We start from the raw sequence: 14,677 nt of genomic DNA, 5'->3' as shown, positions 1-14,677 counted from the left end.
AATATTCATGCGTTTGCCCTGATATGCTAAAGAACGAATAGCAATTACACTAACAATTGCAGTAAGTTCTCTTGAAGCCCCCTTAAGACTTTTAAAAACCACTCTGAGTGTTGGAGGTGAACTCTTTGATATCTGATCCTTTGGCGAAAAAAGAAATAGTAGAATTGCTACAATTATACCTGGAACAATTGTAACCAAAGTAGCTTTTAATCCATAAGCTTGAAACAAAGGAACCAATAAAAGAGGGCTTAATGCAAAGCCAAAATTCCCAAAAGCAACAAAGATAGAAAGCAATACCGCCTTACGATCTCTACTCAAAATATTTACCATTGTAGAAGCTTGTGGATGAAATACTGCCGTACCAAGCCCTGCTAAAGCTGCAAGCACCACAAGCAGTAAATAATTGTTAACAACTCCTGTTAAGCTTAGCATAACTGCCATCCATAGAGTTCCAATATAAGCCAACCAACGCTTTCCCTGTTTATCCATAAAATATCCAAAGAGTGGTTGAGTAAGCGAAGAAGTAATTGAAAAAACTGAAACAATAATTGCACCACTTGTGGCAGTAAAACCAGGGTATAAAACAATCAAAAACGGCAACATTTGAGGTAAATAATTGCTATAAAGGTCATTTAGCAAATGTGCTAGAGAAATTACAGCTATTTTAGAGTATTGTATTCCAGATTTATCTTCCATAATTAATCCTCCTTTTCTATTTATTCAAATCAATTTTTGTAGAGTGATACTTTGATAGAAAATATTCAAAATTATCATGACGTTTTTTGATATCTTTAGCCAATTCATCTAACATTTCTAAACCTTTGGTTGTAATAGTATACCATTTAATAGGCTTACCAGTTTCTTTTGTCTCCCAACTTGTTTTTACTAATCCGCTATCCTCCATATCCTTCAAGCTACGATAGACCATTGCACTGTCAGAAAAACAATAAGGAAGTTCCTTCTCTAATCTTTTCATAAGCATTCCACCATAGGCAGGAGAATCTACTAATTGAAGCAATAAAAAAGCTGGAGTGTGACGACCATATCTCTTAGTCATTAAAAATACCTTCTCTCCTTTTAATTTATATCACTGTTATACACATTATACTGTTTAAAACAGTATAATATAATTTCATTATATTCCTCATCCTTTAATTGTCAAGGATATTTTTATTAAAAATAGAATTTTAAAAACTTAAATCTAAAAACAACTCAAATATATGTACTTTTTATTCATAAAATTTATATATATTTACCTAATTAAAGTAGACTTATACTTCGCAACATATTTCTAAGCTTTTATATGTACTTTCAGCCCTGAAAACATATTGCTTTGTATCAGTCTACTTTAATTAGGTAAGACATCTTTTAATAAATGCTTTACTAATCACTAATTTGATTACCTTCTAAAATAAAGTTTTGTAAATATGTCCATATGTCATATTAGGATAATGCCCAAGTGACATTAAGATTTTCCTCCTTTTAAAAGTTTCTCAGCATAAAAGTTATAATTAGAAATTGATGTCTGCAATGGAATATAGTGCTGCCTTTCCACTCATTTTAATACGGTTACCCTCAACTTTGCAATACAAGGTTCCGCCTCTTCTTGAAGCCTGATATGCAATAATATCATTCTTTCCTATCTTGTTTGCCCAAAATGGAACTATGTGGCAGTGGCCTGAGCCACAAACTGGATCCTCTGGAACATTCAGTTTAGGAGCAAATGAACGTGATACACAATCAAAGTTTTTTCCTTTTGCTGTAACCTGCAAAAGCAGACCATCAAGCTTTTTAACTTTTTCCATAACAGGATTCATGCTTCGAACATCTTCTTCATCTTCTAATATGCAAAGGAGGTCCCTAGCAATCCATGCCTCAATAGGACGTACACCAATTGCCTCAACCATAGCATCAGTTACTTCCACTTTTTCTAGATCATATTTTGGAAAGTCCATTTCTAAAAATTCACCATTTTTATTGACTGTCAAAATTCCACTTAAAGTTTTGAAACGAACCTCTTTTAAACTTGGTTCCACGAATGTTGTTATTATATATGCCGTAGCCAAAGTCGCATGCCCGCAGAGATCTACTTCACCTCCAGGAGTAAACCATCTGAGTTTGTAATTTTCCCCTTCCTGTACTACAAAGGCAGTTTCAGATAAGTTATTTTCCATAGCAATATTTAACATAGTTTCATCATCAATCCATTTGTCCATCACACAAACAGCTGCTGGATTTCCACCAAATACTTTGTTAGTAAAAGCATCCACTACATACTGTCTCATAATTTAATTTCCCTCCTCTAATTTTCAAATATAAACACTAGCTTACACTTCATCTGTCATTATCATTTGATTATATGTTAACAAATAAAATAGTTGCACTCAATATTATAATTGTGTGCAACTCAATTTTGTTTTATGTGTATGCTATAATCAGGGATTTGATAATATTCCACTTAGAATTTCAAGTGCTTTTTTTAATTCTTCATCACTAGATGGAGCTGTAACAGCTAACCTTACTGCACTAGGTGGTTTTATATTTCCAACTGCGAAACGTTCCGATGCGTAAATACTTACTCCTGCATTATAGGCTAATTTTTCAAATTGCTCACCAGTAAACGCCTCTGGAAGAAGGAGCCATCTAAAAATACATTCATCAGGGCCAAACAAAGTATATCCATCGAGGTATCTATTGATTAACTTATTACGCTGGTTATTGAATCTACGATGTGTTTCAATAAGTTTTTCTGCCTCCCTTGAGGCTATCATACGAGATGCCAGCTCAACAAGAAATGGAGACAACGTAAGATTTATATTATATAAAGCATTTGACAATGCACTTTTATATCTTTCAGGTGTCACCACATAAGCAAGACGAAGCCCCGGAGCTACTGTTTTCGAAAAACTGGCAATATATATGGTCTGCTCTGGTGCATAGCTTGCAACTGCCTTTTGTGGATGCTCATTCAACAAACTATGAATACCATCCTCTATTACAATAAGATTTAATTGCTTTGAAATATCCGCAAGCATTTTTCTACACGACTTTGACATTGTATGTGTTGTTGGATTTTGATAATCCGGCATAATGTATATGCCTTTAATTTTTTCATTTTTCCAGGCGTAGACCAACCCTTCTTTACTCATTTCATTATTTTCCTGACGAATAGGTACCAATTGAATTCCTAACATTTTAGCAGCTGTTATAAAACCCGGGTAAGTGAGCGGATCTGTTCCAATTCTATCCCCTGTTTTGAAAAGTCCTGCTAAAATTGCTGCAATGGCATTTTGGCCTCCACCTGCTGGCAGAAGGTGTTCTGCCATTGTTTCATATCCCGCTTTACTGATGAGTTTGAGAGCCGCTTCCTTTTGCCACAAAACTCCTTCTGGTCTGCCATATTGAAATAGATTACCTAAATTTGGTTCATTAAGAATTTTCTTAATCAAAATGTTTGTTTCTTCATGTGATACAGTTTCAGGAAAGACTGAGCCCATTTCAATTAACTGTGGAACATCATAGCTAGGTGCAAGATAAGTATTGGCTAATGCACCATATGCTACAAATGTACCACTACCAACTCTTCCACTAAGCAGTCCTTTATCTTCACAAACCTTAAATGCTCTTTTAACAGTACTTACATTAATATCTAGGTAGTCAGCTAACTCCCTTTGTGGAGGTAGTTTGGTTCCCGGAAGTAGTGTACCGCTTTTGATATCCATCTCCAACAGTTTTGCAATCTCCAAGTACAACGGTTTATTACTCTCAGTCAATTTTGGCTTCCAACTCATCGGATAATTTTCAAAAGAATTTACAGGCATAGACATCATCCATTCTCAATATTTTAACTTTAACTGCATTAATTTACAATACCTCTTACTATTTTTTAAATTGACCCATAGTTCCATTTCCAAAGTCAATAGTTGTCCCAATAACTAGAGGTGCTGCCTTTTGAGGAGGCACTTCTCTAAGTTGCCCATCAGCCAAACTTATCTTCCACTGCTTTTGAGTTGTGTTTTTTAAACCCCAAAGAGAAGGATTATTTGGATTTTGAATCATTTCTCCTATAACTGATATTCCCATTTCTTCTTCAGCATAAGGATCAACATGCCTTAACAATACTTTTGTATGTTTTGTTATTACAACATTTCTTTTTCCACAAGAAGTAATAAGCTCTAATATTACAGGAGATTCTATATCCTTCTTGCAATACCAGCATGAGACTTTATTAAGATCTTCATACCAGAAGTTCTCTGCTCTGTCACTGGGACAAGATACTATACAATCTTGTAGCTCAAGAAATACATCCTGCCATTCTCCTTCTGTTACTCTTCTGTTTGGATTATGCAGCCCTTCCGTAAAAGATCTTATGAATAATTTTTTCAGAGGCTCAGGACAATGTTTCCAAAATTTTCTTGGAGTATCATACTCCGGGTCTTTAGGCAGTCTATTTCTAACATTAACAGGGTCAAATATAAATACAGGACTTTCTCCATAAACTTTTTTCTTTGCCGGAAGATCCCATGAACGTATACTATATTCTTCTTCTCCATGCATAGGATGATGCCATATCCAAAATTGAAATAGTAAAACTGCTAAGGAATACAAATCTGTAAGAGTTGATGGCCTAGCTTCACCCATTATAATTTCAGGCGCCATATATTCCATAGTTCCAAAAACTTGACAGTTTGATTGATTATTAACGCCTATATTATCATTATCGCATATTAAAGCCTCACCAGTTATCGGATTAAACATAAGATTTCCTGCTGATATGTCCCTATAGCAATACCCTTCCAAGTGTAAATGTCTATAGGAATTTGCTAATTCATAAGAAATTCTACATCTTGCATGCATGTTTGGAACTGGCTTTAAATGTGCCCATACTTCTCCTAGCTCTGCAAAATCTTTTGTATCTATTACATCCATTAAATATCCAAAATTAGAAGTAGCAGCTGTAGTTACCAAATCTATAGGCCAAACAAACCTTTTGCCTGCTTTACCTTTAGGAGCTCCTTTTATTACGAGTTCCCTAATACTCTTTTTTTGTTCATCTGTAGATTGCTCCGTATAGTACCATTTAAGAGCTTTTCGTCCCATTCTCCCCTCAACAAGATATACAATTCCCTGTCCACCTTCTCCTAACTTCTTTTTAACAATTAACTGTTCTTTAGAAAATTCACAAATAACCTTTTGTCCAATTTTAAGCATCCCATTTCCTCCATTGATTAATTATTTGGCAATATCATCTTTACATATATCTACAACTGCAAAAGCTAAAGTGATGTCATCTCCGCTTCCATTTTTAGATGCTCTATTAAGAAAACCAGGGACTTCTTTTGCAACTTTTTCAATGCCAAATTGGTTTATATTGCGAAGCAAACTTATACCAAATTTAGTAAAAGAGAAATCATCTTCAAAACTATTTGAAAGTCCATCTGTACTCAACATAACAAGCACTGGTTCATCTGCAGAATACATTTGAAATTTCCACAATCGTGTTGAATCTGTTGAAGTCATAGAATAAGTTTCATTAGCAATAAGCTCATCAGATGCAGGAATTGGAAATTCCGTTCTTTCATTAGATTCAACTAATAGCATGTCCCCATCTCCAAGCTGTGCCATAAATATTCCTTCAGGAACTATAAGAACTGCCATAAGAGTTGTTCCATATCTTTTATATATCTGTTTTAAATTATTAAAGTTTGTTTTGTAAAATTCTTCTTCTCTTATTTTAATGTCGGATATAATCGCCTCTCTCCACCGCTTCAATGTACTTGTTGGAAAATCTGATTTAAAGTTTTTTAATATCTGACTTTTAGAACCCCTGCTAAAATAATATATTAGTTTTAATTCCTCTATAGCTGCTTTTACTGCAAATTCTGCTCCATATTTGCTTAAATCATAATTTTCACTTCCGTGTCCATCCGCTACAGCCATAATTATCATTTTATTGTCCTCATCTATAGATTCACTATATATTTCAAAGGAATCTTGGCAGTGCTTACCTTCTCTTATATGTGATGCTCCTTGAACACTACATCCAAAGTAACTTAATTCTTTAGAGAAAAACAAATTTTCTTTTTCCATATTCATAGGAATTCTTCTACTAGAATACATCGCCAGCTGATGATATCTCTATATCCTCTGGAGAAATTAAAATTACATTTGTTGAATCGTCTATTTTATCTGGATCTCCACTGCTTTTAGACTGAGATGCTCCTATAGATGCTGCAACGCTTGCCCACTTAATATATTGTGTTAACTTTCCTGGATTATCTGCCTTTAAAACTCCAATTTCCTTATGGTTTACAAATTTCAGCAGCGCACTCTCATCGTAGTCATTTTCATTGCCTATTGCTATTACAAGCCTTACTGCTTTTTTACCCCAAGGCATACTGTCTAATCTTTTTATGGCTGCGTCATAGTCTTCATCTGAATCAGTAGAATATCCATCGGATAAAAGAATACAAATCGGAGGATATCCTCTTTTATTCATCTTTTCCACTTCAAGTTCATCACACAACAAGTTAATTGCACTAGCAGTTGCAGTGCAACCTCCTGCATCAATTTCATTCCATGCAAATTCTTCAATTGGAACAGCCTCTGGACCTACATGCCAGCTTACATTATCTGCAAACTTAATTGCTCTCATCATAATTTGGACCTCAGGATGTGTAGATAATGCTTTTTGCACTTCCGGTATTGCTTCCCTTATTGCTTGGTTTAAAGTTGCAATCTTTTGTCCTGTCATTGAACCTGAGTGGTCTACAATCCAAAAAAATTGCAAACTTCTTTTAACAATATTTCCTTCTAAAACTGGTATTGAATCAAACATATATTATCACCTTCCCAATTTATAATTCTTAATTAAATATAGGTATTACTTTAAACTTCAATTCACTAGTGTCTCTATTGCACACTACAATATGAAGCCTTTTATTATTATTACTAAATTCTATAAATCTCACAATTTGATCATGTATAGTTTTTATGATTTCATTCTTATCAATATCAATGATTTTTATTACATTAGTATTATTTGCATCCAAAACAGTCGCCAGCAGCCTTCCATCACTACTTAATCTATTCTTATATGGTTTATATTCAAAGTTAATCCCATCTACTTGTTTTTCTTCAGCTAGCGTAAAACCTCTAATTTTTATACTGAATTCCTTTGATGAAGAATTATAGTCTTCTTTATAAATATACCTACCATCAAATTTTGAACCACCTATTTCATGAATTCTATCCGATTCAATAGTCTGACTGGAATTAAACTTAAATTTAGCCACATTTGAATATCCTAAAATATATAGATAATCCTTAAAAATATAGCTATCTTTTGCTCTAGAATCACCTTGTAAAACTAGAATTTTCTCATTAGCTGCAGCTATTGTACATTCATATCCACTTAAAAAGTTAAATTCATTTTTCTGCACCACATCCCATAATCTAATTTTCTTGTCATCAGCTGTAATTATAACATTATAACCATCATCAGAAAACAGCTTCTTATAATATTTAACTTTATCATTAGTTGCAGAAAGTAACATTCTACTGTCCGAACTAAATTGTAAAAATCCTACTTCTTCTTGATGATTAAAGGTTATGATTTCATTACCAGATAATAATTCATAAATATGTATCGCCCCTTTAATATCCCCATAAGCTAAATATTTGCTATTAGAGCTGATTGCAATAGAGCATATTTCTTCTGATTTTCCCAATATACTGCATGTAAAATTATTGTCATAAATAATATTATCTTTATTCTCGAGTTCTTGAACTTCTTCTTTTTTTAAATCTAAAGCATATATCCAAGATTCAACTCCCCATTTAGCATTATCTTCGGCAATACCCAAATTATCACATAATCTTTTTGTTAACCGATTTACAATGCCTAATTGAATCACAGCATGCTCAGCATTTTGTAATTCCACGACAATATTTTCATTTATGGCAGACATAATTAAAAATATCTCTTTTTTATTTTTATAACAATAGTCCTTTAATATTGCTTCAATTCTCTTTGGTTCATTAAGTATTGAAACTCCATATATGTTTATAATATCTTTTAGTCTTTGTTTAACTGCAAAATTCATTTGCATCACCTACTTTTATTATTTACAATACCTAAATGTGCCAAATGATATACTGTGATTTTATACTAATTATATACTCACAATATAATAATTCAATTGCACCCTCAATCTCATCAAATAGAATTACAACAGTTTCTTTGAATTTATAGTACAAATTATATCTTAATATCAAAGATTTGTGTATATTTTCTAAATCTTTAAGAAAATTTTATTAGAGTAAGTATTAAATTCCAACATGTCTGTATTTTAATTATAACATTACATCTAATACTTCAACTAAAATTTAGTCATTTCTTTTTTTAATTCAATTACATTATATGAATGAAATTTCTTGAAAGCCATTAAAGAATATTTTATTAGCTCGCTGCAAAAACTATAATCGTCTAAAAAATGATAAGTGGAGGTTATTCTTATGGATACAGTACGTGCAAAAGAAATTGTTTCTTCACCAATTATGGCTAATGTAACATATAATGGAGCTTCTGTTTATATCGAAAGTGTAAACGACCTTAGAGAAACTGCTAAAATACATTCTCTTAACCAACCTGAAAATTCACAAGTAGTATCTTTAACTAACCTAACAGAATATTAAATAATAGAGGCTGGTGTAATTATCTATATAGTGCAGCAGCCTTTATTATTTCATAATAGTTTTTCCTATTGTTTTTGTTAAGCACATAATGGTATACTTGTTTCTAAATAACAGCTTTTTGAGGAGGATATTTATGAAACTTGATATGTTAAAAATTCTACAAGAGTTAAATTTTACAGAATACAAGACAAAAACATATCTAGCTTTACTTGGGGAATCAAGGCTTACAGGATATGTAGTTGCATTAAACTCTAGTTTTCCAAGTTTTAGAATTTATCAAGTTTTAGCTGAACTAACTGAACCTGGATTAAATGATGAATAAGTTAGGTGTTAAAATGAAGAAAACAAAAGTAAAATCAATTAATTTTGTAATTAAAATAGAACTCATTCTAATCTCGGCCTTATTACTGATTCTAATATTAGGGCTCATTAGTTATAAAGTTAGTAAGCAACAGCTTGAAACTAGCGGAAAGCTGCTGCTTAAAAATGGTGTTGAAATGACCTTGCAAGAAATTGATGTAAATCAGAAACTAGTAGCTGAAGGAAAGCTTACACTTGATACAGCGCAAGAAAATGTTAGAGAATATATGTTAGGCAAAAAAAATTCGGATGGTACTAGACCTATAAACAAAAACATTAACCTAGGTACAAATGGTTATCTATTTGCATACACTCAGGATGGACATGAAGCTGTACACCCATTATTGGAGGGCAACAATGTATGGAATGTTCAGGATAAAAAAGATGGCTCTTATATAGTTCAAAATCAAATTAAAATCGGCAATAATGGAGGCGGATATCTCACCTACTGGTGGCTACTTCCCAATTCAAATACAATTGCACAAAAAATTACTTACCAAAAAGTTGATCCTAATTGGAAGTGGGTGGTTAGTGCCGGAACCTACATGTCAGACTTTAACAAAGGTTCTAATCAGATACTTAAAATAATGATTATTGTATTAATAATACTTATGCTCATTGGAGGCTTATTAATATTAGCTATATTTAAAAATATGACTATTGAAAAACAAATGAAAGAAAAATTAAGATTTTTAAGCTATCATGACCAGTTAACAGGTTTATACAATAGAAGATTTTTTGAAGAAGAGTTAATACAACTAGACATAGAAAATGCTTTACCTTTAACTATTGTTATGGCAGATGTCAACGGTCTCAAGCTCATAAATGATTCTTTTGGACATGCATCCGGTGATGAGTTACTTAAAAAAGTTGCACAAATTATGAAAAAGGGATTTCGCAAAGACGATATTATTGCTAGGTTGTCCGGTGATGAATTTGTGGTTTTATTACCTAATACGAATATGAGCAGAACAGAACAAATCCTTAAGAATATTAAAGCTTTAGCATCAGCAGGAAAAGTTGGTACTATTGATATATCTATTTCCTTTGGATATCAAACCATGTCCAATAAAGAAGAGAAAATTCAAGATGTCTTAAAAAAAGCCGAAGATTATATGTATAAGAAAAAATTATTTGAAGGCCCAAGTATAAGAGGAAAAACTATAAACACTATAATTTCTACACTTCATGAAAAAAATAAAAGAGAAGAACAACATTCTCATAGAGTTTCCAAATTATGCGAAAGTATGGGTGTAGCTCTTGGTTTACCTGAAGATGAGATTAAGGAACTTAAAACTGTTGGATTACTACATGATATAGGAAAAGTAGCTGTGGAAGAGACTATACTTAATAAGCCTGGAAAATTAACAGATGAAGAATGGGAAGAAATAAAACGCCACCCAGAAATAGGGTATAGAATTCTTAGCACAGTAAATGATTTGTCAGAAATGGCAGGATATGTGTTGGCCCACCACGAAAGATACGATGGAAAAGGATATCCTAAAGGTTTAAAAGGAGAAAATATACCACTTCAATCAAGAATTATTGCAATAGCTGACACATACGATGCTATGGTCAGTGAAAGAAGTTATCGTAATGCTTTACCAGAAGAAGTTGCTATAGAAGAACTAAAAAAAAATGCTGGAAGTCAATTTGATGTTAAACTAACAAAAATATTTATTGAAAAAATATTAAATAAGCAATTTGACTAAAATTAGTGCTAATAGAATGTATCTTATTAAGAATTAATAGTAGAAACTTTATGAAAGTAACCGATAATTAATATATAGCATAGATTAAATGCACAAATGGAGGTTATACTTATGAAAAAATCCAAAATAGAATCAGTGAATTTTACCATTAAAACAAAACTCGTCTTAATCTCTTCTTTATTACTGATTGTACCAATTCTGATATTAGGACTTATAAGCTATAACGTCAGCAAGCAGCACCTAGCTGATAGCGGAAAGATTCTCCTCAAAAATAGCGTTGAAATGACATTGCAACAAATTGATGCAAATCAGAAACTAGTTGATGCTGGGAAGCTTACACTTGATGCAGCACAGGAAAATGTCAGAGAATATATGTTAGGTAAAAAGAAATCAGATGGTACTAGACCTATAAATAAAAACATTAATCTAGGTGCAAACGGTTATATGCTAGCTTACACCCAAGATGGACATGAGGCTGTACATCCATCTTTGGAGGGACAAAGCGTATGGGATGTTAAGGATAAAAAAAATGGTTCTTATTTGGTTCAGGAACAAATTAAAATTGGAAATAATGGAGGAGGATATCTCAACTATTGGTGGACAATTCCTAATTCAAATACAATCGCACAAAAAGTCACTTATCAAAAGGTTGATCCCAATTGGAAATGGGTAGTTAGTGCTGGAACATATATGTCAGATTTTGATAAAGGTTCAAATGAAATTCTTAAAATAATGATTATTGTATTAATATCACTTATGATCATTGGCGGTTTAATAATATTAGCCTTTTCACACCATATAGCGTATCCTATACGTAAAATAAGCGAAGCTGTTGATATTGTTGCTTTAGGAAACTTTAATACGCCTGAATTAAATATAAAAAACAAGGATGAGACCGGAAAGCTTAAAGAATCTTTTACAATAATGGTTCAAAATATAGGAGAACTAATAAACTCCATTAAGCAATCTACAAATGTTGTAGTCGATTCCACGAAAGTGTTAGATAAAATAGTAGCAGAGAATACCTCATCTACAAATGAAGTAGCTCTTTCAATAGATGGTATCGCAAAAGGTTCAAGTGAACAAGCTAAAGATACTGAAGAAGGAGTAACTAGAATTAAAAACTTATCTGATAAGATAGATTTAGTTACAGACCTTGCGCTTCAATCAAGCAGCACTGCTGAGGAAGCAAATACCTTTGGACATGAAGGTCTAAATGTAGTTAGGATGCTTATTGAAAAGTCAAAAGATAATATCAATTCAACAGTAAAAGCAAGCGAAATAATATATGAAGTTGATGAAATTTCAGTGGAAATAGGTTCTATTACGGAAGCTATCAGTGAGATATCTACTCAAACCAATTTATTAGCTTTAAATGCCGCCATTGAAGCTGCCAGGGCTGGCGAGCAGGGCAGAGGTTTTGCGGTAGTTGCTGAAGAGGTTAGAAAATTAGCCTCTGAATCATCGCAAGCTGCTGCCAAAGTAAAAGAATTGATAGATGGAATACAGAACAAATCTAAAATAGCTGTACAAGCAATAGATAAAGGGAAAATAATTGCTAGAGAACAAGAAGAAGCCGTAAAGAGTACAGAAGATATTTTCAATAAAATATCTATGTCTATAGATAAAATAGTTGATAATGTTAAAAATATTAAAGATAGCAGTACCGAAATGGACAAAGAAAAAAATAAAATGATTGAAATACTAGAAAACCTTTCAGCCTCAACTGAAGAAAATTCTGCTGCTTCACAACAAGTTGCTGCAGCGACCGAAGAACAATTAGCAAATATTGAGCATATTCTATCTAATACCCAACAATTAAAGAATCTAGCTGATGAATTAAAAAAGTCTATAAATAAATTTGAAATTTAAAAAAAGGAGTTAGGCTGGTAAAAACAGCTAACTCCTTTCCTTCAATATCACCAAATGTCTTAAAATTACTTGTCCTTTACTTAATAATAGATCTGCTTTACTAAATTCACTCTTAAATGCACTTGAGCAATATTTCAGCACCATTTTAATTATGACTAAAAACTGAATTTACTTAATTTCAAGTTACCATCAAACAAAAAGTTACGCTTCAATTTCTTCAGTAAGCTTAACTATCTCATCAATTATGCTACCAATGTGCTCAATAGTATCAAAAAGTGGCTTATCTGTAGTTATGTCTACTCCTGCCATTTGGGCAAGTTCTACTGGCGTCTTAGTTGAACCTGCTCTAAGTACTGCCCTCCAATCATCTATTGCCCTCTGCCCTTCTTTTAATATTCTCTTGCTAACTTCTGTTGCTATAGTAAGTCCTGCACTATAAGTGTAAGAATAAAGTCCCATATAATAATGAGGCTGCCTCATCCAGGTTAGCTCTGCTCCGTCAATTATCTTTACGTCTTCTCCCCAGAATTTTTCAAGTACTTCTTTCTTTATTTTACTAAGAGTTGAAGCCTGAACGCTCCCCCCTTCATCAATTATTCTGTATACTTCTCTTTGATAAGCCGCTTCCAAAAGGTGAGTTATAAAATTATGATAATAAGTATGGCCAATCATTGAAGATAAAACCCATCTTCTAAACCTTTTATCCTCATTAATCTTTAAAAGGTAATTTGCCATAAGAAGCTCATTCATGGTGGATGGTGCTTCTACAAAATATGTAGAAACATTTACATCAAATATATTTTGACTTTCATTACATAGTTTAAAGTGACCTGCATGTCCAAGCTCATGAGCTAAGGTAAATACCTCTGCCATCTTTTCACTCCATGATAGCAATATGAAGGAATGACTTCCATAAGGACTTGCACAGAATCCTCCTGTGGATTTCCCCTTATTTTGTGCAAAGTCAATCCATCTTTCATTATAAGCTTTTTTCACCATTTCTAAGTAATCATCACCTAATACAGCTAGGGCACCTTCAATATATTTTTTAGATTGTTCTATAGTTACATTTGGATCATATTCTGGATCTACTGCAATCTTCAAGTCTGCAAAAGTCATTTCATCAAGTTTGTGTACTTTCTTTAAAAGTTTTGCATACTTTCTCATATGCAGCGCAAGTTTCTCTGTTATAAGATCTATCTGTCTGTTATAAAGCTTGCTATCAACCTTTTGAGGAAACAATAAGCTGTCTATAACTGAGTCAAAGCCTCTTAAAGTAGCCATATTTTTTTCTTTCTGCACTTGAACCTGATAAGCTGCAGCTGTAGTATATTGATATTCCCTTAATTTATCCGAAAATGCTTTAAAAGCAGCTCTGCGCACCTTTGTATCATTTTCATATTCATATTCATTTTCAAAAAGTGCATAACCAAGAGGATATTCTATTCCATTCACAGTAAAGCTTTTAAAATCCATATCAGCATGCTTAGCTTGTTCATAAACTTGATAAGGTGCCTCCAAGGCTCCAGATAAAGCAGCTAATACTCTCTCTGCTTCTGGATGAAGTGCATGTGCCTTTTCTCTTTTTATATCCTTTAAATAATTACTATTTTCTTTGGACATATTTATTGCAGCCTCTAAAATTTCATCATGCCCTTGAATAATTTCACTTTTTATAAAGCTTAATCTGCTGTCAATGTCAGATATTATATTGGTAATTTTCGAATATTTATCTTGGTTTTCATTATTTGCGTAATCTACTGCAACTAAAAGTTCTACATAAGAACCGGTTAGGTCCCTAAATTGATATAACTTTCTTAGTTCATCTAGACATTCATTAATCTTGCCTGCTGCATTCAATTTACCTTTATAATCTTTTTCCATCTTTAAAGCAAGCTCTTTCATCTCTTTTACAGCTGATTGAAATTTTTCGTCTGTGGCATAGATAGCAGACAAATCCCAAGTAAGTGATTGATCTATATCTTTTCTTTCCTTTAAAACTTTCCCCATTACCAATCCCCCCTTTTATATGTGTT

13 protein-coding genes are annotated in these 14,677 nt (G+C 32.8%); 4 read left to right on the top strand and 9 right to left on the bottom strand.

Going from position 1 to position 14,677, the window contains the following annotated elements; all coding sequences use genetic code 11:
* The 8 genes from I6U48_RS08190 to I6U48_RS08155 form a co-directional block, all read right to left on the bottom strand.
* Positions 1 to 696: MFS transporter (locus I6U48_RS08190; protein ID WP_218319922.1), on the bottom strand; the 696-nt coding region annotated here is incomplete at its 3' end.
* A 16-nt stretch (positions 697 to 712) separates the two neighbouring features.
* The gene (locus I6U48_RS08185; protein WP_218319921.1) at positions 713 to 1,057 is read right to left on the bottom strand and encodes a PadR family transcriptional regulator; all 345 of its coding nucleotides are present in this window, start codon (positions 1,055 to 1,057) and stop codon (positions 713 to 715) included.
* Between the two features lie 454 nt (positions 1,058 to 1,511).
* Positions 1,512 to 2,285, bottom strand: a complete 774-nt coding sequence (locus I6U48_RS08180; RefSeq protein ID WP_218319920.1) for a PhzF family protein — start codon at positions 2,283 to 2,285, stop codon at positions 1,512 to 1,514.
* Positions 2,286 to 2,435: 150 nt separating this feature from the next.
* The gene (locus tag I6U48_RS08175) at positions 2,436 to 3,821 is read right to left on the bottom strand and encodes an aminotransferase-like domain-containing protein (RefSeq protein WP_218319919.1); all 1,386 of its coding nucleotides are present in this window, start codon (positions 3,819 to 3,821) and stop codon (positions 2,436 to 2,438) included.
* Between the two features lie 58 nt (positions 3,822 to 3,879).
* Positions 3,880 to 5,211: a protein kinase domain-containing protein gene (locus I6U48_RS08170; protein WP_218319918.1), complete on the bottom strand. Its 1,332-nt coding sequence runs from the start codon at positions 5,209 to 5,211 to the stop codon at positions 3,880 to 3,882.
* A gap of 21 nt (positions 5,212 to 5,232) precedes the next feature.
* On the bottom strand, positions 5,233 to 6,096 hold the full coding sequence (locus tag I6U48_RS08165) for a PP2C family serine/threonine-protein phosphatase (RefSeq protein WP_218319917.1): 864 nt from the start codon (positions 6,094 to 6,096) through the stop codon (positions 5,233 to 5,235).
* Between the two features lie 13 nt (positions 6,097 to 6,109).
* Entirely contained in the window at positions 6,110 to 6,838 is a 729-nt protein-coding gene (locus I6U48_RS08160; RefSeq protein ID WP_218319916.1) for a vWA domain-containing protein, read from the bottom strand.
* Positions 6,839 to 6,866: 28 nt separating this feature from the next.
* Complete coding sequence (locus tag I6U48_RS08155; RefSeq protein ID WP_218319915.1) at positions 6,867 to 8,105, bottom strand: WD40 repeat domain-containing protein; 1,239 nt, start codon at positions 8,103 to 8,105, stop codon at positions 6,867 to 6,869.
* A gap of 412 nt (positions 8,106 to 8,517) precedes the next feature.
* Here I6U48_RS08155 and I6U48_RS08150 point away from each other — a divergent pair, with 412 nt between their 5' ends.
* The 4 genes from I6U48_RS08150 (at position 8,518) to I6U48_RS08135 (ending at position 12,641) form a co-directional block, all read left to right on the top strand.
* Complete coding sequence (locus tag I6U48_RS08150) at positions 8,518 to 8,697, top strand: H-type small acid-soluble spore protein (RefSeq protein WP_218319914.1); 180 nt, start codon at positions 8,518 to 8,520, stop codon at positions 8,695 to 8,697.
* Positions 8,698 to 8,830: 133 nt separating this feature from the next.
* Positions 8,831 to 9,019: a helix-turn-helix domain-containing protein gene (locus I6U48_RS08145; protein WP_246615248.1), complete on the top strand. Its 189-nt coding sequence runs from the start codon at positions 8,831 to 8,833 to the stop codon at positions 9,017 to 9,019.
* Positions 9,009 to 10,769: an HD domain-containing phosphohydrolase gene (locus tag I6U48_RS08140; RefSeq protein WP_376774538.1), complete on the top strand. Its 1,761-nt coding sequence runs from the start codon at positions 9,009 to 9,011 to the stop codon at positions 10,767 to 10,769. The genes I6U48_RS08145 and I6U48_RS08140 overlap by 11 nt, the downstream gene beginning before the upstream one ends.
* A gap of 111 nt (positions 10,770 to 10,880) precedes the next feature.
* A complete protein-coding gene (locus I6U48_RS08135) occupies positions 10,881 to 12,641 on the top strand; it encodes a methyl-accepting chemotaxis protein (protein WP_218319911.1) in 1,761 nt (586 codons plus the stop codon).
* Between the two features lie 201 nt (positions 12,642 to 12,842).
* Here I6U48_RS08135 and pepF read toward each other — a convergent pair whose 3' ends face one another.
* On the bottom strand, positions 12,843 to 14,651 hold the full coding sequence (pepF, locus tag I6U48_RS08130) for an oligoendopeptidase F (protein ID WP_218319910.1): 1,809 nt from the start codon (positions 14,649 to 14,651) through the stop codon (positions 12,843 to 12,845).
* Positions 14,652 to 14,677 lie beyond the last annotated feature (26 nt).

Origin of the sequence: Clostridium thailandense (assembly GCF_019207025.1) — a bacterium.
Classification (GTDB): domain Bacteria; phylum Bacillota; class Clostridia; order Clostridiales; family Clostridiaceae; genus Clostridium_AM; species Clostridium_AM thailandense.
Note: the sequence above shows the minus strand (reverse complement) of the source record. Positions and strands in the feature narration are given on the sequence as shown.

What these genes read in the sequence shown, in the direction of transcription:
- I6U48_RS08140 (WP_376774538.1), top strand. Translation starts at nt 9,009, where the DNA reads ATGATGAATAAGTTAGGTGTTAAAATGAAGAAAACAAAAGTAAAATCA.
- I6U48_RS08135 (WP_218319911.1), top strand. Translation starts at nt 10,881, where the DNA reads ATGAAAAAATCCAAAATAGAATCAGTGAATTTTACCATTAAAACAAAA.
- I6U48_RS08155 (WP_218319915.1), bottom strand. Translation starts at nt 8,105, where the DNA reads ATGAATTTTGCAGTTAAACAAAGACTAAAAGATATTATAAACATATAT.
- I6U48_RS08175 (WP_218319919.1), bottom strand. Translation starts at nt 3,821, where the DNA reads ATGCCTGTAAATTCTTTTGAAAATTATCCGATGAGTTGGAAGCCAAAA.
- I6U48_RS08165 (WP_218319917.1), bottom strand. Translation starts at nt 6,096, where the DNA reads ATGAATATGGAAAAAGAAAATTTGTTTTTCTCTAAAGAATTAAGTTAC.
- pepF (WP_218319910.1), bottom strand. Translation starts at nt 14,651, where the DNA reads ATGGGGAAAGTTTTAAAGGAAAGAAAAGATATAGATCAATCACTTACT.
- I6U48_RS08145 (WP_246615248.1), top strand. Translation starts at nt 8,831, where the DNA reads ATGAAACTTGATATGTTAAAAATTCTACAAGAGTTAAATTTTACAGAA.
- I6U48_RS08150 (WP_218319914.1), top strand. Translation starts at nt 8,518, where the DNA reads ATGGATACAGTACGTGCAAAAGAAATTGTTTCTTCACCAATTATGGCT.
- I6U48_RS08160 (WP_218319916.1), bottom strand. Translation starts at nt 6,838, where the DNA reads ATGTTTGATTCAATACCAGTTTTAGAAGGAAATATTGTTAAAAGAAGT.
- I6U48_RS08170 (WP_218319918.1), bottom strand. Translation starts at nt 5,211, where the DNA reads ATGCTTAAAATTGGACAAAAGGTTATTTGTGAATTTTCTAAAGAACAG.
- I6U48_RS08180 (WP_218319920.1), bottom strand. Translation starts at nt 2,285, where the DNA reads ATGAGACAGTATGTAGTGGATGCTTTTACTAACAAAGTATTTGGTGGA.
- I6U48_RS08185 (WP_218319921.1), bottom strand. Translation starts at nt 1,057, where the DNA reads ATGACTAAGAGATATGGTCGTCACACTCCAGCTTTTTTATTGCTTCAA.